Raw genomic sequence first — 19,268 nt, 5'->3', positions numbered from 1 at the left:
ACTCACTTCCCCTTTCTATTTTGTTTACACAAGGCCCGTCAGACTGTAAATGGCGATGATCACAAACACTGCGATTGTTTTGATGATGGTGATCGCAAAGATATCCTTGTATGATTGGCGGTGGGTTAATCCGGTAACCGCCAGCAGCGTAATGACAGCGCCATTATGCGGAAGAGTGTCCATCCCGCCGGACGCCATTGAGATCACCCTGTGCATGACCTCCGGCGGAATGTGAAATGTATTGATCGCTTCCACATATTTTTCCGACATCGCGCTTAAAGCAATGCCCATTCCGCCTGATGCCGATCCTGTAATCCCAGCCAGCGTTGTGGTCGTCACCGCTCCATTGACAAGCGGATCAGTAAACGTCTGCGATATTCCATTGCTGACCATTTTGAAACCCGGCAGCGCCGCAATGATGCCGCCAAATCCGTACTCAGCTCCTGTATTCATCGAAGCCAGCAAGGCGCCCCCGATCCCCTCATTCAGCCCTTCCTTCAAATTGGCGAGCACTTTTTTCCAATCGAACAAAATCGTTGTGATAATGCCGATCAGCAGCGCCAGTTCCACTGACCAGATGGCAACCACGGAGAAAAGCTCAATTTTCCCGAACGCCTCCAATCCGATGGAAGCAAAATCAAATCCATTGGGATACCATTGAGGAAACCACATGGTGAAGCATTTGTTCATTACCCCGACAAGGATAAGCGGAACAAAGGCGAGAACTTGTCTCGTGATACAGGTTTCTGTCTTTGGCGACAAAGCTGGCGTGTTTTTCTCAGCAGCCAGATCTGAGGATTCCTTTGCAGCAGAGATTTCCGATTGGAATCCTGCATAGCCCTCCCCTGTTTTTTCAGCTTTTTTGCGCCGGGATTCTAAATAAAGCATCCCAGCAGCCAACACAAATGCAGCGCCAATCAGTCCGAGCCAGGGAGCCGCATAAATATCTATTTTAAAAAACGTCGTCGGGATGACATTCTGAATCTGCGGCGTACCCGGCAGCGCATCCATCGTAAAGGTGAATGCGCCCAGAGCAATCGTTCCCGGTATTAGGCGCTTCGGGATATCAGCCTCCTTAAATAAGTTCTTGGCGAATGGATAGACGGCAAAAACCACTACGAAGAGGCTGACACCGCTGTACGTTAAAATCGCACCCATTAAGACGATGGCAAGAATGGCCCTTTTCGCCCCTACAAGTCTGACGATCGTTTTTGCAATCGACTCAGCCAGCCCGGACATTTCAACAACCTTTCCAAAAATGGCCCCAAGCAGAAAGACTGGAAAATACAGCTTAATGAATCCTACCATTTTCTCCATAAATATATTCGAGAAGAAAGGAAGTACGAAGCTTGGATCTGTCAGCAGCACAGCAAACAGCGCACAAATCGGAGCAAACAAAATCACGGAAAAACCCCGATAAGCCACAAACATCAGCAAGCCTAATGCCAAAAGAATAATAATAATGTCCACAGACACCCCTCTTTTCTGTATATGGATAGTAAGCGCTTACAATAACTTTTTTCGCCTAATATTAAAGCAAAAACTGTGCCAGTTTTACGTCAATGGCCAAACGTTTACTATTTTCACAGCTTTATCGGGTTGTGATGCGATCTTTATTCCGCTGTTTATTCCGCCTTTTCGGAAAATGGGCGAAAACCATTCCGGAATACCGGAATTTTCCGTATTTACGGAAAGAAAAGGCAGCCCCGTTCTATGGACTGCCTCTTTTTCACCTACACCTGTTTGCTTCCGACTAGGATATCTGCATCAACCGTTATATCGGCTGATTCTTTTTGCAGGAACTGATTGATTTTCTCCTTAGAACTTGACCATGTTAAAGGAGTCATTTGAACGAGTGATTCAATGGCTGGTTGGCTGAGGTTCTTTGTAAAACGCAGCCTCTCTCGATTCACAACATGATGATTCTGAATGAAACGGTCAATCATTCCTGTATTCGAGTACGTATGCTTCTCTGTATCCGCAAAGAAATATTGCCTGAGCTCTTTTAAATAATCACGTTGAGGCAAAACCTTTATCATGAGTCCGCCTTCATTCAGGAGCCTGCTGCATTCCGCATAATTGGAGGGCGAAAAAATGGAAAGGATCACATCAAATTGCCTGTCTTGAAACGGCGTATCAGCCAAATCAGCTACCGCCCAAATCTTATCATCTAAATTCTTGGAGGCCGTCAGGATCCCTTCCTTCGAGATATCAATACCGGCTGCTGTCACGGATTTCCCGAGTTCAAAACTTATGCGGTCGGACAGCGCAGATAAATGCGAGCCTTCTCCGCATCCCATATCCAAGATCGTTAATGACTCTTTACGGGCTTGCCGGCTGATGATGATATTGGCTATCGCCTGAAGAAGAGGAGCAAAAAAATCGCTTTCTGACATCAGCTTCCTTCTCGCTTCGAAAAGTTCCGTTCCATAACGGCTTTTTACCGGTTTCTTCAGGAAATTGACATACCCTTGCTTCGTCAAATCAAACGTATGGCTGTGATGGGTACATACTAAACTCTTACATTCCCATAGCTTCATTGGAGAACTGCATATTGGACATTTAAATATAGATTCACATTTACTTATATATGCCGCTCGTTTTAATTTTTTACTGATTGGAGACAAAAAAACACCTCATTCATTCGTTTTTAGATAAATGAAAAAGGCATAGACAAATAAACCCGCGCCATATCGTGAAAAAAAATATGACTCGGATGAAAATCATCTATACCTCTTACTATCTGTAACGAATGAATTGGATAATCATAGAGAGGTGCTCCTTTGCATTTTAAAGTTAGGCGCTAAGCCCCGTTTTATCATAGCAAGCCCTTGAATTGAACGCAATTGATCAAGGAACAGGAACAAGATCCTTCTAAACTCTTCACTGAGAAGCAGGTCGATTAATCACTCGGCCGTGCCATCAGGTGTTTGCAATCTGCCGTCTTCCGCCAATTGAATGAATTGGTAAACATACGGAAAGTTTTCTTTTTTGACTGAACAGATTTTCACTTGATCACAAAGTCATTTCAGCATAACAATCTCAAACGTTTTCCCTTTATTTTCTCCGGATACGGATTAATAATTTATTATTTTGAAAATACCTAAAAAGGTTGATTTTCAAAAATTGAAAGGATAAAATACTGCTATCATCTTAGAAAAAAGACATTCTTGTATATAATCAGTAATAAGGTCTGATTGTTTCTACCTAGTAACCGTAAAAAACTAGACTACAAGGGAGTTTGAATAAATTCGAACGAGTTGAAAAGGACAAGTTCTTTTCTGTTTGCTCTTATTTTTCACACTTTCTGCATTTCCAGAATTTGTGATGAATAAGAGCTTTTTTTGTTTCCATAATAAACTTCATAGGAGTTGCTATCATGTACTTTTTATTAAATCTTGTCGGTCTTATTGTGATTATGGCAGTCGTTTTCCTATGTTCCCCGCAGAAAAAGAAAATCAAGTGGCGTCCGATCATTACACTGATTGTTCTGGAATTTCTCATTACTTGGTTTATGCTAGGAACAAAAATCGGCAGCTGGGCCATCGGACAAATTGGAAATTTCTTCACGTGGCTGATCTCCTGCGCCAGTGACGGGATCGCATTTGCCTTCCCTTCTGTGATGGCAAATGAAACGGTAGACTTTTTCTTCAGCGCACTTCTTCCAATTATTTTCATTGTGACATTTTTTGATATTTTAACATACTTCGGCATTTTGCCTTGGCTGATTGATAAAATTGGCTGGGTGATATCCAAAGCTTCTCGCTTGCCGAAATTAGAAAGCTTTTTCTCCATTCAAATGATGTTTTTAGGAAATACAGAAGCACTGGCGGTTATTCGCCAGCAGCTCGCCGTCTTAAACGGCAACCGCCTGCTCACATTCGGATTAATGAGCATGAGCAGCATCAGCGGCTCCATTATTGGATCTTACCTTTCCATGGTGCCCGCGACATATGTGTTTACAGCGATTCCTTTGAACTGCTTAAACGCATTGGTTATCGCAAACCTGCTGAATCCTGTGCATGTTCCTGAAGATGAGGACATCATCTATACGCCGCCAAAAGAAGAGAAGAAAGACTTTTTCTCTACGATTTCTAACAGCATGCTAGTCGGAATGAACATGGTCATCGTGATCTTGGCAATGGTCATCGGGTATGTGGCCTTAACTTCGGCGGTAAATGGAATTCTCGGCGTTTTTGTTCACGGCCTGACGATCCAGACGATTTTTGCTTATCTCTTCAGTCCTTTCGCGTTTCTATTTGGATTGCCAGTACACGACGCGATGTATGTCGCCCAGCTGATGGGGATGAAATTGGCAACGAATGAGTTTGTCGCGATGATTGACCTGAAACAGAATCTCGATACGCTTCCGCCTCATACCATTGCGGTAGCGACGACATTCCTGACGTCATTTGCCAACTTCAGCACTGTCGGTATGATTTACGGAACATACAACTCTATCCTTGACGGTGAAAAATCCACCGTTATCGGAAAAAACGTATGGAAGCTGCTCGTCAGCGGAATCGCGGTATCCTTATTAAGCGCTGCGATTGTCGGATTGTTTGTGTGGTAAATGATGAAAAGCCATATCACCTATACGGGGATATGGCTTTTTTTATATGAATGCTTTATTGAAAAACAGAGTAAGGCACTCGCACGTCCCGGATTCCGGCCGCGTATGGCCCTAATTCATACTGTTGGAATACAATGGCGATTCCCTCTGTTGTGAAGTAAAACGGAGTATCTTTCGTAAGAACGATATCCTTCTTCTTCACGTTCGGATCAAAAAGGGTATCATGGTTTTTGATATAGTGATACAGATACTCTTTCGTTTTATCCATTTTGGCTTTTGAATTCAGCACACCGTTCAGTGTTACTCGTTTACCGGCTTGAAGGTCATAGTTGAAAGATTGAACCGCGGTTAAACCGTGGGCGCCTCCTGAATAAATATAATTTTCCGTCTGGATGCTCAGCTTGCCGGCATTGTTATATTTCACTTCAAAAGCAGTTTGGTATTCGGTTTTGTAGCCTTGTTTTTCCCCGTCTTTTTTATTTTTTACATATTCTTGATGTGAGGCTTGGATATAGTTTTTAAACTCTTGATTGATTTTCTTTTCGAAAGACGCATTGCCTGTGTTTTTCACCTGGGGATACGTTAATTCCTTGATGTTTTTGTACGTATGGCTGGTGACGGACGGTTTTTTCGCTTGCGCCGCTTGTGCCGAAGGGGCTGCCCCGCCTGCGAACATCGCCATGAACAGCATAACCGTAATCACTGCGGCGGATGCTTTCAAACATTTGTTCATTTTCTTTTGCCTCCTTTATTTTTTTCCTTTTTATGTTTCCCTTTTTTAGAAAAGGTACACTTTATAGACCCGCGAAGCTGAAAAGAAGTTTCTAGGTCTAAATGCGTAATTTTTCGCACAAAAAAGAGACACAGATGACTCCGTGTCTCTTTATGGTCTTGCGGCAATCGCTTCTTGAACAGCCTCAGCCAAATCAGAGTTGCCGAACATTTCAAGAACGGCGAGGACGGACTGATCCGGAATGCGTTCTGATTCAGCTTTCGGCACGACCAGTTCATCAACGGTTTTTTTCAGGCTTTCATTCAATTTTTGCTGCGGATACGCTTTTCGGTATAGCTCCAAGGGATCAAGGTCGTTATTTACACACCATTGGGCAAATACTAAAATCATCATATTTTCATCGCGTTCGTAATACTCGGCGAGCTGTTTTTCGTTCATTTTCTCTGCTCCTTACACAAAAGTATCTTGTTCTAAAGATACCTTAGCCTGAGTGCAGTGTAAATATGAATGCATCCGAGATTGGGATTATACCTGTCTATTCCAATGACGATGCTCAGCAATCGCCTCAATAAACGCCTGATTGAAGCGTGTCAGATCTTTTTCGTCTTTGGCTGTTACGAGACCCGGTTCTTCCGTTGAACCAGCCGCAAGGGCAAGCAGGTTCACTCCCTCGTTCGCCGCTCCGATTGCTTTGTAGTGGCTGTAGGCTTCATTAATGAAACCTTTTGCCGCTTTTTGTGTTTGGGCGGTGCTTTGCTTGCCGCCTGCGACATAGACCGCGTCATACAAGACCGAATCAGTTGTCAGGAAGGTCGCGGTGACTTCGAGTTCCCGGCCGTCTTCGCTTGTGACTGATCCTAAGGTTTGGCTGATGATATCCGTTCGGATACCCGCCTGTTTCAGCCCATCCAATACTTGCTGCACTTCATCGCCACGGAAGCCATTTTCCACGAGAACGGCAACCTGTCTGGATACCGGCGTTTTCACTGTATTGGCCTGACTTAAAGCGGGAGAGTTGAACGATTCGTTTGATTCCTTGTTTTTATCTGGCATCGTTGCACCAAGGCCTTCCGCGATTTGTTCTGCAAGCGCGGCGTCGACATTGGCGAACAAGTCTACAACCTGCTGCTGCACATCCTTGCTCTTCACCTTTCCGACTTCAAAACGAAATGCAGAAACGATATGCTGCTTCTCAACCGGGGACATGCTGTTCCAGAACAGCTTCGCCTGTGAGAAATAATCTTCGAAACTCTCACTGCGCTGGCGGACTTTTCTGCCTTCCACTTTCTCTTGATAATGGACGTATCCGCCTTCTTCCTCTGTCGCCGGCGACGGATCATTGTTTTGAAGAGAGTTTTTATGGTAAGCGACTGGCCCTTTGTTAATCGTCATTCGGTGATAGCCGTCATACTGATTGTTATGGAACGGACATACAGGGCGATTGATCGGAATCTCATGGAAGTTCGGCCCGCCAAGACGGATCAGCTGTGTATCCGTATATGAGAAAAGTCGTCCCTGCAGGAGCGGATCGTTCGAAAAGTCGATGCCCGGCACGACATTGCCCGGATGGAACGCTACCTGCTCTGTTTCTGCAAACACATTGTCTTGGTTGCGGTTCAGCGTCATTTTACCAATGAGCTTCACCGGCACAATTTCTTCAGGCCAGAGCTTAGTCGGATCGAGAATATCAAAGTCAAACTTAAATTCATCCTCTTCGTCGATCATTTGCACGCCAAGCTCGTATTCAACAATGCCTCCGTTTTCAATTGTTTCCCAAAGATCACGGCGATGGAAATCCGTGTCTTTTCCGGCAATTTTCTGTGCCTCATCCCAAACGAGAGAGTGGACACCGAGCACAGGCTTCCAATGGAATTTCACAAAACGCGCTTTCCCTTGCTCATTTACAAAACGGAATGTGTGAACGCCGAAGCCCTCCATCATTCGGTAGCTGCGGGGAATTCCTCTGTCTGACATCGTCCACATTACCATGTGGGCGGATTCCGGGTTATTGGCGACAAAATCCCAAAACGTATCATGGGCTGTCGCGGCCTGCGGCATCTCATTGTGAGGTTCAGGCTTAAATGCGTGCACCAAATCCGGAAACTTAATGGCATCCTGAATGAAGAAAACCGGAATGTTGTTTCCTACCAGGTCGTAGTTGCCTTCCTCTGTATAAAATTTCGTCGCAAAGCCTCTGGCGTCACGAACTGTGTCGCCTGAACCCTTTGAGCCCGCAACCGTAGAAAACCGGACAAATACTGGCGTTTTCACCGAAGGGTCCTGAAGAAATTTTGCCCGTGTGAATTCTGTCATCGGCTCGTATACCTGAAAATAACCATGTACGCCATACCCGCGCGCGTGCACAATACGCTCAGGAATCCGTTCATGGTCAAAGTGGGTCATCTTTTCCCGAAAATGAAAATCCTCCATCAGAGTAGGACCGCGGACACCCGCTTTTAAGGAATGTTCATCCTCGGATACACGCAGCCCCTGGTTTGTGGTCATTTTTTTCCCTCTGTTATCCATTCGGTACTGCTCTAACTGCTCGTCCTTGCTATGTTCATTGACGCCCTTACGTTCGTGGTCTTTGCTCATGTTTTGTTCCCCCTGATTTTCATCATTCCATATTCAAAAATATCTACTGTACGATTACCCTTTCATCGCTTCATATAAACTACTTCCAGACTCATTTCTGGGATATATCCAGCCATCCTGATTCACTGGCATATATACATCATTTGATTCATACATAAATAGGACAACATGTTTTTGAATGACATGTTAAAGAGACCAAGCACCTGAAGTCTGATTGACCACATTATGGTAAGCGCTTTCTTTTTCTGGAAAACATGATCAGGGGGGATTGTCCATGCTTGCGATTTTAGGATTTTTAATGATTTTCGTCTTTATGTATTTGATTATGTCTAATCGGGTCTCAGCTCTTATCGCTCTGATTACGGTTCCGATTGTTTTTGCGCTTATCGGCGGATTTGCCAAAGACCTTGGCGATATGATGCTGGATGGGGTTACATCCATTGCGCCGACAGGTATTATGCTATTATTTGCGATTTTATATTTTGGCATCATGATTGATTCAGGATTGTTTGACCCTCTGATTACTAAAATCTTAACAGTTGTAAAAGGTGACCCTTTAAAAATTGTGGTCGGCACAGCCGTTTTGACAATGGCGATTTCGTTAGACGGCGACGGAACGACGACATATATGATCACAATCGCCGCGATGCTTCCTCTTTATAAACGGCTTGGCATGAATCGGCTTATTTTAGCGGGGGTCGCGATGCTTGGCTCCGGCGTGATGAATATTATTCCGTGGGGCGGACCGACCGCGAGGGTATTGACCTCTCTTAAGCTGGAAACATCAGAAGTCTTCACTCCTCTGATTCCGGCCATGATCGCCGGTTTAATATGGGTTTTGGCCGTTGCTTATTACCTTGGGAAAAAGGAGCGGAACAGGCTTGGTATTATTGAGCTGGACCATCAGCCAGACGCAGCAGCGGGCATCGAGTTATCTCCATTCAAACGGCCGGGATTATTGTGGTTTAATCTCTTGCTGACGATCGGTTTAATGGTCGCTTTATTGACAAACCTGCTTCCGCTTCCCATCCTTTTTATGACTGCATTCGCTGTCGCTCTCATGATCAATTATCCAAATCTGAAATTACAGCAGGAACGTATCGCCGCTCACGCTGGAAATGCCTTGGCTGTTGTTTCCATGGTTTTTGCTGCCGGGATTTTTACCGGGATCCTTTCGGGCACAGAAATGGTAGACGCTATGGCGCATTCTCTTGTTTCACTCATCCCGGATTCCATGGGGCCGCACCTGCCTTTGATTACCGCCATCACAAGTATGCCGTTTACTTTTTTCATGTCTAATGACGCTTACTATTTTGGGGTTCTCCCAATTATTGCTGAAGCGGCGTCCGCTTATGGAATAGATGCCGCTGAAATCGGAAGGGCTTCCTTGCTTGGGCAGCCTGTTCACCTGCTGAGCCCGCTCGTTCCATCTACTTATCTCTTGGTGGGAATGGCGGGCGTGAGTTTCGGCGATCATCAAAAATTCACTTTAAAATGGGCAATCGGCACAACTGTTGTCATGACGATTGCCGCATTGGTGATTGGCATCATTTCGCTATAAAAAAAGAGGCTGTTCAACAGGTATTAATATCCGTTGAACAGCCTCTTTACATTGTTAGTTTCCTAGTTCATGTATTGAATTGTCGGTATCCTCTCCACACCTGAAGCATAGTAGTAATTTAACACACTAAAGAAGTCAATGGCTTTCCCCGTTTTCAAATCTACTATGAGAATATGATCACCATAATTATTCAAATCATCAGTGTCAAGCCGCCTTGGGGTTGTTTTTCCAAGTGTATCTGAAAACGAATCTTGATACCCCTGGCCTGTCTTATAAGCTGATACGTGGTGCATAAATAATGTATTTACATCTAAATAGACCATGATGGCTGAACTAGAACTCGCATAGCTTGAACTGTAGGTGATGGGGGCGGAGATATTCTTAACTTTCACACTGGAAATAGAGTGAGTGCGCTGATTATAACCATCGCCATAAGAAAAATAGAATACTCTTTCCCAGCTGAATGAAGCTGTTTTTGTTTCCTCATTATACATATATGTTCCGTTCGCATAAATTGAGCCATCTTCATATCCTGCTACAAATTGCTGTAAAGTCGAAGTCACTGACTTTACTGATGTGAAATTTGCCGGATTTTTGGCATTCAGCTGAATATGATACTTGTCTCCCGTGTTGCCATTAGAAGCCACTCTGATTAAATAATCACCTGCAGGCAGCTCTTTCAAAACGACTAAGTCTCCTGCAGACTTTATAATGTTGGATGGAGTTGCTTGGCCGGTATCCCAGTCTACAACATACAACTGCAAATAATAATCGGTATTATCTGACAGCACCCTAGTCAGGAGCGTGTTATCAGATGTTGTGCTAAAAAGCCATAAATCATCCGGGTTGCTGTCACTAAGAGAAGATTCATTATTAAAAACTTGATCATCAGAGCTATTTACTGAACTGGCTGCAAAGTTTTTTTCTTTAGAAGGTTTAGTTACTTTTAACGGTTTTTCCCCCGTGTTAAGTTCGAGAGTTTCTGTTTGATTTAAAGAGATGTCTTCTGTTTCATTTTCCTTTTTCAATTGTTCTTGTTTCTTTAAAATAGACTTTTCATGTAACAAGCTTTTGGCAGAGGCAGCGTCTGTCCATATAAAAAGACTAGAAACTGATAATAATAGGGTCCAGATCAATGCCAGCTTCCATAAATTCCTTCTCTTCTTCACCAATATACTCCATCTCCTTCTCCTTTTATATGAAGTATATCGGTTAACAACTAGAATTGCATACCTTTTATGGATTATTTTCCAAAAAATATAGAGTGACGATCGGTTCAATGTTATATTTGGGCAGCTCATCGATTAAATTGCTCTAAAATTCGAGTTTCTTTGGATTCACGCATCCTGTATGATTCTTGTTCAGGGACCTTATAAGTGGGAGTGGAAGCGCCCCAAATCTGGAAAGGCCGCGCGTTTAATGATAATTCATCTCAAAATAAAAAAACCTAAACCACTACAAGGACAGCAACGAACACCTGCGCTAATAGTCATTTAGGTTTTGCCTGCTTATCAGTAACAATCCTAACATCGAGATATTCAGATTGAAAAACTGGCATACAAGCCTTTTGATATCAACGGTTTCATTTTATAAATAAAATTACTCCTCTCTTTTTTCACTACGTTTGTTTCACGACTCTTTCAATATGAATCGCCAGGTACAGCAATTCCTCACTTGTCAGCTCATGATCATATTCTTTTTGTATATATTGCTTAATTTTCGCGGTGCATGTATAAGCGCGATGTTACTTTTTCCTTTACTATTTCGGATAAGAAATCATCACTGTTTTCCATGTATGTTCCGTTAAACAGCCGTTGCGCGAAAAACTTCAAATGGGTGACGAAGCGATAATAATACAAAGATTCCTCGTCATATTAAAATGGTATTTAACATACTTAATATTGGCACCTGTTTTCATAAAAAAACTGAGGATACCCTCAGCTCTGGTACTTTAGTAGATATCAGTCAACATCGTCATCGTCTGCCGGCCGCCGTTCGTACGAAGGAGGTGATCGAGATGCTTGCGGAACGATGTATCATCGACTCCCTGTTTATCGGCAATTTTGTCCATTATGTTTTCCGTATCGATACTGTTTTGGGTGTACTGTTTCTTTAGCTGATCAAGCTGTTTTCTCGTTTTCCGGGCGTTTTTTGACGTGACATTGTTCATTAAAGCAATCATTTGGTCTGTGATATCGAAAAAGGCTTCTCTCTTTTGGATAAGCTGCTCATTTTCTTTGCGGCTTTTCTCACTAAGCCGGGATTTTTCAAGGAGAGCAACAGCCTCTTTGTTTCGCTTATGTAATTCGTCTTTTTCTAATTTAATAGTTTCAAGGCTTTTCTTGGCGCTTTTTGATTCTTCCTTTGTCATGGTGCGGCGGACAAAGTACTCCGGGTTGCCGATGCCGTAATCAAACTTCTCCGTCACTTGCATGATGGAGCTGAAGATGATCGCCAGCTGCATCTCGCTGTCATATTCGTCAAATTCCCGCTTTTTCTTATGTCCCAGCGGTTTTATGAGGTGTTTTTCTGATGTTGTCTGAACCTGCTTCTTTGGTTCCTGCGTATGGTTTTCACTAGCGCTTATCACAAGGACAGCGATCAGCAGGCTCACTATTAAGCCCAATTGCTTCATGATCGTGTCTCCTCTCTGCTTGCCAGAAGAATTTTTTGTAAAATTATAGTTAAATCGTACCAAATATATCTTATAGGAGCAATGACAAAAAGAATCATTTGGCCCTTTAACATTGCGGGAGTAAACAGCCTGAAACAAGCATATGATGAGAAAACGGTAAATATTTTGTAAAACATCATGAATATCCCATATACAAAACTCGTTTTCTCGTACAATAAGACTATCGTTATCAGGAGAGGATGCTGGTTTATGAAGCGTTTTACGAAAGAAGAGAACAGCTGGGTTCTATATGACTGGGCAAATTCTGCTTATTCTATTATTATCACAACTGCCGTGTTTCCGTTATTTTATAAAGCGGCTGCCGAGGGCTCAGGAGTCAGCTCCGCTCATTCTACTGCGTATTTAGGCTATACAATCGCCATTTCAACATTTATTTTGGCTATGCTCGGACCCATTTTAGGAGCCATTGCTGATTACAAAGAATGTAAAAAACAGTTTTTTATTTTCTTTTTCACGTTAGGTGTTTCATGCACTGCTCTCCTTGCTTTTATTCCAAGTGAACACTGGCTGCTTTTATTATTATGTTACACCGTTTCCACAATTGGCTTTGCCGGTGCCAATGTGTTTTATGATGCGTTTCTTGTCGATGTGACGCCGGAGGAACGGATGAATCTCGTATCCGCCCGCGGCTTCGGTTTAGGATATATCGGCAGCGCGATCCCGTTCATTCTCAGCATTGCGGTGATCTTGTGTGCACAGACAGGGATGATTCCCCTCTCCGCCTCAGCCGCTAGCCAAATTGCCTTCCTGATTACAGCTGTATGGTGGGGCCTCTTTTCCATTCCTTTACTAAAAAATGTACACCAGCGATATTACATAGAAAGAGAACCTCATCTCATTGCGAACAGCTTCAAGCGCCTCGGCAAAACATTAAAGCATATCAAGCAATACAGGGCGCTATTTCTATTCCTTCTCGCCTATTTTTTCTATATTGACGGCGTGGGAACAATTATTACCATGTCCACCTCATATGGATCAGATTTGGGTATCAGTTCAGCCAACTTGCTGATCATCCTATTCGTCACTCAGGTTGTCGCAGCGCCTTTTGCCATTTTATATGGAAGGCTTGCAGAGATATTCACAGGTAAAACGATGCTGTATGCCGGCATTGTTGTCTATATGATCGTCTGTATTTACGCTTATTATCTGGAAACGACGCTTGATTTCTGGATATTAGCCATGCTTGTCGCCACATCGCAAGGTGGAATCCAAGCATTAAGCCGCTCCTATTTCGCAAAGCTCGTCCCGAAAAAACACGCCAACGAATTCTTCGGCTTTTATAACATCTTCGGAAAGTTTGCCTCCATTATGGGTCCGCTGCTCGTTGCCATTACCGCCCAGTTAACCGGCGACTCATCCAGCGCGGTATTCAGCTTGATTGTTTTGTTTGTGATTGGGATTATCATTCTGGCGTTTGTCCCTGAGAATGCGTGACGAAGCTTTAAGCCAGACCTATGTCGATTGACGGACCGCGTGTCTGGTTTGAATTTATCGCCCAGGAAGGTGTCGCTTACAGAGACAAGCTGGCGGATTACGACGGAGAATTTACTAATTGATTTAAAAATGGCCTGTTCCCCCTTGGGTCCAGGCCATTTCCTTTTATTTATTCGCTTTATTGACTTTCAACAATTTCCCTTTTACAGTCGTTTTTTTCATGACCTTTAAGACAAGCGGGCCTTTGCCGTTTAAGATATCAACATAGGAGACATTGTCCTGTATCGTTATAATCCCGATGTCATCAGCTGTCACACCATCAATTTTGGCAATCGTTCCCACAAAATCAACCGCTCTGATTTTCTTTTTCTTTCCGCCGTTAAAATACAGCTTCATAATATCCTTATTTAGCTGCTCACTCTTATCCTTTTTAACCGTCGGCCGGTCATTTAATTTTTCAAGAAATGCCGGTTTCTTTCTGGAGACTTCTTCTCTGGAAGGAGCCTCGGCTTGCGGAATTTCAAATCCGATATAGGCCTCAATTTCAGCTAAAAATCTCTTTTCATACGGCGTGACAAATGTGATCGCTTTTCCTTGGTTGCCTGCGCGTCCCGTTCTTCCCGTCCGGTGTACATAACTTTCTTTCTCAAGAGGCAGATCATAGTTGATGACGTGTGTGATATTTTCAATGTCAATGCCTCTTGCTGCCACATCAGTCGCCGCTAAATATCTGAACTCGCCTCTTTTGAATTCGTTCATGACATCAAATCGGTCTTCCTGCACCATGCCGCCGTGAATTTTATCGCAAGGGTAGTCCAAAGCATCCAATTCTTCAGACAGCTTGTCCACATTCTCTTTTGTCCGGCAGAATATGATGCAGCTGTCCGGATTCTCTGTCACGAGAACGTCTTTGAGAAGGGAGAATTTATGATCTTCTCTGACTTCAATAACCGAATGTTCAATATGTTTGGTGGTCAGGCCGGCGGCTTTGATTTCAATGTGCTCCGGGTTCTTCATGTACTTGCGTGAAAGCTGTTCTACGTCCTCAGGAAGTGTGGCTGAAAACAGCATGGTCATTCGGTCGCGCGGCAAATGCTTAATAATCGCCTCTACCTGCTCAATGAATCCCATATTCAGCATTTCATCGGCTTCATCAATCACCAGATACTTCAGACGTTCTAAAGGAAACGTTCCTTTTTCTATATGGTCCAGCACACGTCCCGGCGTCCCGACGACGATATGGGTTTTTTGCTTCAGTTCGGCTTTTTGTTTGTCAAAAGGGGATTTCCCAAAAACAGCCGCCGCCTTCATTCGCTTAAAACGGCCGATATTTGTGATATCCTCCTTCACTTGAACCGCGAGTTCACGGGTCGGCGTCAAGATCAGCGCTTGCGGCTTATTCTCGTCCCAATCCGCCATTTCACAAATCGGAATGCCAAACGCCGCCGTCTTCCCGCTTCCCGTCTGTGATTTCACGACAAGATCCTTTTTTTCAAGGGCTTGAGGCATTACCTTTTGCTGTACTTCTGTCGGGCTCATGTAGCCTAAGCCTTCCAACGCCCTTATAATTTCAGCGCTTAATGTATAGTCTTTAAAACTGATTTTACTCATTGATTAACTCCCTCTATGGTGCTTCTATGACACATATTTTCATTATACTCTAATTGGCTGTTGGGTATGTGTTTGATGTTAAAAGCTTGTTTTTTCCGGATAATCACAGAATTCAGTGATCACGCCTTCTGAATGTCTCGGATTCATATAAATCAGCCGTCTTCCGAGATGGGTTGTCCGATAGGTATGTTCTAAAAAAGTCATCCCTTTTTCTTTCAGCTCGGAAATAGCCGTGTCCAAATCAGGCACACGATAGGCGATGTGATGAACGCCTTTTCCTTTTTGCTTTAAAAAAGCGGCAATCGGACTGGTTGGACTTGTCGGTGAAAGAAGCTCAATCACATCCTGGCCGGCCTTTATCACGGCGACATGTGTTTCTACACCCGATGCCGGATTGGAATACCTATCTGTTAATTCGGCGCCGAGAATATCTGTGTAAAATGAGATGGCTCCGTCAAGATCTCTTACCGCAATTCCAATATGGTCAATTTGCATGTTGTCCCCCTGGCGATTTGTATTACTGTTTATTATAAAGGAGTTAGTGATATAAAATGCTGCTTTCTTTAAAAATGTAAAATTCGTTGTTTCCCTTTATCAAATGACGCGGCAGGTTTGTGAAATAACAATAGGGCCTCATAGATATATGAGTTATAATTATACGATAAAAAAGTATAGCTAAAATGCCAAAGGGAAGTGTTTTACTGTGGAAAGCTTTTTACAGTCTGACTGTGACAATTGTTTTGGTTTATGTTGTGTCGTTTTGCCGTATGCAAAGTCTGCTGACTTCGCGTTTAATAAAGATGGCGGGGAACCATGCCGTAATTTGCTCTCAGATTATCGATGCAACATACATGACCAGCTAAGAGAAAAGGGTTTTCGCGGCTGTGTTTCCTATGAGTGCTTTGGAGCCGGCCAACATGTTTCACAACACATATATCACGGAGATGGCTGGCGTCATAACTCAAAACAAGCAAGTGAAATATTCGCTGTATATCCTATTGTCCAGCAATTACATGAGATGCTCAGCTATCTCAGTCAAGCTTTAGATTTAAAAGAAACTCAATTGATCCAGACTGAAATGAAAAACATTTATCATAAAACAATAACGATGACAAATCTTCCTCCTAAAGAAATACTAGAGCTAGACATACCTTCACATAGAGACATTGTCAATAAAGTACTCGTTATGACAAGTGAATTAGTCCGTAAAGACTTTATTCAGAATCAGCAAAATACAAAGACCCTAAAAGGATTAGATTATTTAGGGGCTAATTTAAAGGGTGTAAACCTGCAGGGTGCGAATTTAAGAGGCGTACTTTTCATTGCAACAAATCTAAGAAATGCCGATCTAAGGAAAGCTGATTTTATAGGTGCAGATTTACGAGATGCAGATTTAAGCGGCGCAAACTTAACTGGCGCTATATTTCTTACTCAGTCTCAAATCAATTCAGCAAAAGGCAATAGACAAACTAAACTGCCTTTTTATATAAATACCCCGGAGCATTGGCTGAGTTAATGGATAGGATCGTATTGGATTGATTGACAAACACACTAAAATCCGTTCACTCCTAGTTTTTTCAATTCCTGAGCAACAATGCGCGCAAGTTCACCGGCGCCTGCGCGGTTCGGATGCAGCGTATCTCCGTCCATATAAAGCGCGAGCGTTTTTTCCGGCCCTATGGATGTAAAATAGGAGGAGCTGAGAACGTTGAGATCAATCAGCGCTGTCTGTTCTTCTTTTGCCAATGCTAAAATAGACGCTCTGTACCACCTGTTTAAGGCGGTATGTTCACCTGCCGCGTTGAAATCAGTCGCTCTGCCCTGCGGCGCCGATAAAATGACCTCAGCCCCTTTTGCCTTCACCTGCCGCACCATGTCCCGCATGATTTCTTTAAATTCCGCTTCTGTTTCATTGTTTTTTGGATTCGTGTCATTAATGCCAAGCTGCAGAATAAAATAATCACCCGGTTTGATATATTTCAGAATGGCCTCTAATTGCCCGTCATCCCGAAAACCTCTGGCAAACTGACCGCCGGACGCCATATTCCTCACCTGAAAAGCATTCTTGTTAATGAATTGCGGCAGCATCTGCCCCCAGCCCGCCTGCTTGCTGCTGTTGAGCGGATAATAATTGCACACCGTCGAATCGCCGCCGACATAAATGGTTCGGTTCGTCACCGGCTGATCAGACAATTTCTTGATTTTCAGGGCGCTCAGCGTAAAAGCGGTGCCTGCTTTTCCCTCTGTCACCAGCAGATTCAGCTGCCCGTCGGTGACAGGAATTTGGAACGTATCCTCCGCACCGTCTCCCGTCATATTGATGACCTGAAACACACCCTCCGCCGCCACGCTTGCCCTCGCCGTATTGCCTAGCGTCACCTTCACCTCATAAAGGCCATTCGGGAGATCCACATTAAACGTATTATCGCTTTTCGACCCATACGCCAAAAACTGAACCGCATCACTCTTCACACCAGTCCCGGATGCCGCCACATTCTTCATATTCTCCGGTGTTTGAAAACCGTAGCCCTTTGACGGGTTATAACGGTCAGACGCCCTTACCCCAATGTAATCAGGCTCAACCGAACCGCTTCCAAAGTCAAACTGATATACCTTCGGCTCTGACGCCTTCAAACTCTCCGCCCCGCTGAAACACAACATCAACACAAAACCCGCCGCTATCCATTTTTTCATTAAGAATCCCCCCTCTATGACAACGCATTCATTAATGCATACTCGGTGAGTGTTTCTTTATGATGACTGAATGCAGAAAAAAATTGCATTGACAAAAGAAAAGGAAGATTTTATTATATCAATAAGTGATATATCATTAATTGATATAAGAAATGAGGTGACCGCTTGCCAAAGCAACGTCCACAGGAAATGAATCAGCTTACCGATCCAGCCTATTATATTGTCTTAACATTGCTGGAACCAAAACACGGATATTCGATCATGCAGGAGATTGAGGACATGACCGATGACTCCTTTACGATCGGCCCAGCTACCCTGTATACATTGTTAAAGAAACTGTTGCAGGAAGAGATCATTGAGCTTGTCAACAATGACAACCCGCGCCGAAAAGTGTACCAGACAACCCTGCACGGCCAAGAATTACTCAAAAAAGAAATGCAGCGCAGAAAAGTGATGGCGGAACACGGTGAACGCGCTTTTCAACAATTGAAAGGGGATCAGTCATGAAACAGAAAAAATATATGATGTCCGACGGCTTGGCTTTTTCAGAAGAAAAAGATATGAAGAAACTCAGTGATATGGCCAGCAAGGGCTGGGTGCTCGATTCTTTTGCGTTTATGGGGTATAAGCTTAGAAAAGCTGCGCCGCAAAATGTGACGTACAGTATTGATTATCGTGATATTGGGGAAGAAAGCTTGGCGGAATACACTGAGATGTTTGAAGCGGCCGGATGGGAGCGTGTTTGCTCTTCACAAGGTATGCATATCTTTTCGGCTGAGCCCGGGACTTCGCCGATATACAGTGATCAATCCACCATGAGAGAGAAATATAAAAGAAGCGAAAAAGACGTTCGAAACGTCACCTGTACCTTGAGTTTCCTGACTCTCTTGTCCATTACACTCCATTATGTAACCGGATTATTAAATTGGGTGCCTTTGTTTTTCCTGATTGTGACTATCCCGTTTCTCATGACATATGCCGCAACAAAAGCAAGAAAGCTTGGAAAGTGGGGAAAATCAGTGTGACTTCTTGTCACACTTGATTACATCCCATCCTCCGCAATAGAAACTCATTTGGTCTTCTTGATCATACACATAATAGCGGAGTCTTTCCCATTGATCATCAGTTGGTAAAATCTCCAATTCAACCTCATTGATGGATTCAAGATCATCCAGTCTCGATGCACTGATGTCTTCAAACCGTAAATGGATTTCACAGGTTTGAGCTGAGAGTTTTAATTCAAACACAGGAATATGAATATAACGATCATCTTCTTTCGTGTAGAAAGAAAACTCTTTTAATGTAAATGGACCTGTATCCGTGTGAGAAAGATGCTGTTTCATTTTCTCGTATTGTTTGATATTCATATGGA

Annotated in this window: 16 protein-coding genes, 2 pseudogenes and 1 riboswitch; of the genes and pseudogenes, 6 read left to right on the top strand and 12 right to left on the bottom strand. The window is 43.5% G+C overall.

Annotation, left to right across the window (positions count from 1 at the left end; genetic code table 11):
* Positions 1-24: 24 nt before the first annotated feature.
* Together GXP75_RS06410 and GXP75_RS06405 are read right to left on the bottom strand one after the other, a co-directional pair.
* A complete protein-coding gene (locus GXP75_RS06410) occupies positions 25-1,470 on the bottom strand; it encodes a GntP family permease (RefSeq protein ID WP_242556400.1) in 1,446 nt (481 codons plus the stop codon).
* Positions 1,471-1,733: 263 nt separating this feature from the next.
* The gene (locus GXP75_RS06405; RefSeq protein ID WP_396022454.1) at positions 1,734-2,618 is read right to left on the bottom strand and encodes a methyltransferase domain-containing protein; all 885 of its coding nucleotides are present in this window, start codon (positions 2,616-2,618) and stop codon (positions 1,734-1,736) included.
* A gap of 532 nt (positions 2,619-3,150) precedes the next feature.
* Positions 3,151-3,252, top strand: a riboswitch (purine riboswitch).
* A gap of 127 nt (positions 3,253-3,379) precedes the next feature.
* On the opposite strand from GXP75_RS06405, the gene GXP75_RS06400 reads away from it, so the two are divergent.
* A complete protein-coding gene (locus GXP75_RS06400) occupies positions 3,380-4,573 on the top strand; it encodes a NupC/NupG family nucleoside CNT transporter (RefSeq protein ID WP_106044554.1) in 1,194 nt (397 codons plus the stop codon).
* Between the two features lie 55 nt (positions 4,574-4,628).
* Here GXP75_RS06400 and GXP75_RS06395 read toward each other — a convergent pair whose 3' ends face one another.
* From GXP75_RS06395 to GXP75_RS06385, 3 genes are all read right to left on the bottom strand, one after another.
* Positions 4,629-5,306: a DUF3298 and DUF4163 domain-containing protein gene (locus GXP75_RS06395; protein WP_061572099.1), complete on the bottom strand. Its 678-nt coding sequence runs from the start codon at positions 5,304-5,306 to the stop codon at positions 4,629-4,631.
* A gap of 150 nt (positions 5,307-5,456) precedes the next feature.
* Positions 5,457-5,744 carry a hypothetical protein gene (locus tag GXP75_RS06390; RefSeq protein WP_242556398.1) on the bottom strand — a complete coding sequence of 96 codons (288 nt, stop codon included), beginning with the start codon at positions 5,742-5,744 and terminating at the stop codon, positions 5,457-5,459.
* 87 nt (positions 5,745-5,831) lie between these two features.
* Positions 5,832-7,901: a catalase gene (locus GXP75_RS06385; protein WP_242556397.1), complete on the bottom strand. Its 2,070-nt coding sequence runs from the start codon at positions 7,899-7,901 to the stop codon at positions 5,832-5,834.
* A 274-nt stretch (positions 7,902-8,175) separates the two neighbouring features.
* Between GXP75_RS06385 and citH the strand changes: the two genes are divergently transcribed.
* Entirely contained in the window at positions 8,176-9,462 is a 1,287-nt protein-coding gene (citH, locus tag GXP75_RS06380; protein ID WP_061572097.1) for a citrate transporter CitH, read from the top strand.
* Between the two features lie 62 nt (positions 9,463-9,524).
* Here citH and GXP75_RS06375 read toward each other — a convergent pair whose 3' ends face one another.
* From GXP75_RS06375 to GXP75_RS06365, 3 genes and pseudogenes are all read right to left on the bottom strand, one after another.
* Complete coding sequence (locus GXP75_RS06375; protein ID WP_242556396.1) at positions 9,525-10,631, bottom strand: hypothetical protein; 1,107 nt, start codon at positions 10,629-10,631, stop codon at positions 9,525-9,527.
* A 449-nt stretch (positions 10,632-11,080) separates the two neighbouring features.
* A pseudogene (locus GXP75_RS06370) lies at positions 11,081-11,336 on the bottom strand (PRD domain-containing protein); the annotation flags it as partial.
* Between the two features lie 77 nt (positions 11,337-11,413).
* Positions 11,414-12,097 (bottom strand): hypothetical protein, encoded by a 684-nt coding sequence (locus GXP75_RS06365; protein ID WP_106044549.1) that lies wholly within the window; start codon positions 12,095-12,097, stop codon positions 11,414-11,416.
* Between the two features lie 249 nt (positions 12,098-12,346).
* Between GXP75_RS06365 and GXP75_RS06360 the strand changes: the two genes are divergently transcribed.
* On the top strand, positions 12,347-13,591 hold the full coding sequence (locus GXP75_RS06360; RefSeq protein WP_106044548.1) for an MFS transporter: 1,245 nt from the start codon (positions 12,347-12,349) through the stop codon (positions 13,589-13,591).
* Between the two features lie 165 nt (positions 13,592-13,756).
* Here GXP75_RS06360 and GXP75_RS06355 read toward each other — a convergent pair whose 3' ends face one another.
* Positions 13,757-15,202, bottom strand: coding sequence for a DEAD/DEAH box helicase (locus tag GXP75_RS06355; protein ID WP_242556395.1), 1,446 nt, complete (start codon positions 15,200-15,202; stop codon positions 13,757-13,759).
* 78 nt (positions 15,203-15,280) lie between these two features.
* The gene (gene mce / locus GXP75_RS06350) at positions 15,281-15,697 is read right to left on the bottom strand and encodes a methylmalonyl-CoA epimerase (RefSeq protein WP_214915813.1); all 417 of its coding nucleotides are present in this window, start codon (positions 15,695-15,697) and stop codon (positions 15,281-15,283) included.
* Between the two features lie 208 nt (positions 15,698-15,905).
* Between mce and GXP75_RS06345 the strand changes: the two genes are divergently transcribed.
* Entirely contained in the window at positions 15,906-16,718 is an 813-nt protein-coding gene (locus tag GXP75_RS06345; protein WP_242556394.1) for a pentapeptide repeat-containing protein, read from the top strand.
* Between the two features lie 35 nt (positions 16,719-16,753).
* Here GXP75_RS06345 and GXP75_RS06340 read toward each other — a convergent pair whose 3' ends face one another.
* Positions 16,754-17,896, bottom strand: coding sequence for a rhamnogalacturonan acetylesterase (locus GXP75_RS06340; protein WP_242556393.1), 1,143 nt, complete (start codon positions 17,894-17,896; stop codon positions 16,754-16,756).
* Positions 17,897-18,061: 165 nt separating this feature from the next.
* Here GXP75_RS06340 and GXP75_RS06335 point away from each other — a divergent pair, with 165 nt between their 5' ends.
* Both GXP75_RS06335 and GXP75_RS06330 read left to right on the top strand, forming a co-directional pair.
* Complete coding sequence (locus GXP75_RS06335) at positions 18,062-18,403, top strand: PadR family transcriptional regulator (protein ID WP_242556392.1); 342 nt, start codon at positions 18,062-18,064, stop codon at positions 18,401-18,403.
* The gene (locus GXP75_RS06330) at positions 18,400-18,921 is read left to right on the top strand and encodes a DUF2812 domain-containing protein (protein WP_242556391.1); all 522 of its coding nucleotides are present in this window, start codon (positions 18,400-18,402) and stop codon (positions 18,919-18,921) included. Before GXP75_RS06335 ends, GXP75_RS06330 begins: the two co-directional genes overlap by 4 nt.
* Positions 18,922-19,134: 213 nt before the next feature.
* On the opposite strand, the pseudogene GXP75_RS06325 reads toward GXP75_RS06330, so the two are convergent.
* Positions 19,135-19,263 (bottom strand): annotated as a pseudogene (locus tag GXP75_RS06325) (hypothetical protein); the annotation flags it as partial.
* Positions 19,264-19,268 lie beyond the last annotated feature (5 nt).

It is taken from the genome of Bacillus sp. HU-1818, assembly GCF_022695965.1.
GTDB classification, from domain to species: Bacteria; Bacillota; Bacilli; order Bacillales; family Bacillaceae; genus Bacillus; species Bacillus atrophaeus.
Note: the sequence above shows the minus strand (reverse complement) of the source record. Positions and strands in the feature narration are given on the sequence as shown.

Excerpts from the sequence above, each read along its gene's own strand:
- mce (WP_214915813.1), bottom strand. The coding sequence starts at position 15,697 with ATGCAAATTGACCATATTGGAATTGCGGTAAGAGATCTTGACGGAGCC.
- GXP75_RS06395 (WP_061572099.1), bottom strand. The coding sequence starts at position 5,306 with ATGAACAAATGTTTGAAAGCATCCGCCGCAGTGATTACGGTTATGCTG.
- citH (WP_061572097.1), top strand. The coding sequence starts at position 8,176 with ATGCTTGCGATTTTAGGATTTTTAATGATTTTCGTCTTTATGTATTTG.
- GXP75_RS06390 (WP_242556398.1), bottom strand. The coding sequence starts at position 5,744 with ATGAACGAAAAACAGCTCGCCGAGTATTACGAACGCGATGAAAATATG.
- GXP75_RS06355 (WP_242556395.1), bottom strand. The coding sequence starts at position 15,202 with ATGAGTAAAATCAGTTTTAAAGACTATACATTAAGCGCTGAAATTATA.
- GXP75_RS06385 (WP_242556397.1), bottom strand. The coding sequence starts at position 7,901 with ATGAGCAAAGACCACGAACGTAAGGGCGTCAATGAACATAGCAAGGAC.
- GXP75_RS06365 (WP_106044549.1), bottom strand. The coding sequence starts at position 12,097 with ATGAAGCAATTGGGCTTAATAGTGAGCCTGCTGATCGCTGTCCTTGTG.
- GXP75_RS06360 (WP_106044548.1), top strand. The coding sequence starts at position 12,347 with ATGAAGCGTTTTACGAAAGAAGAGAACAGCTGGGTTCTATATGACTGG.
- GXP75_RS06340 (WP_242556393.1), bottom strand. The coding sequence starts at position 17,896 with ATGAAAAAATGGATAGCGGCGGGTTTTGTGTTGATGTTGTGTTTCAGC.
- GXP75_RS06330 (WP_242556391.1), top strand. The coding sequence starts at position 18,400 with ATGAAACAGAAAAAATATATGATGTCCGACGGCTTGGCTTTTTCAGAA.
- GXP75_RS06400 (WP_106044554.1), top strand. The coding sequence starts at position 3,380 with ATGTACTTTTTATTAAATCTTGTCGGTCTTATTGTGATTATGGCAGTC.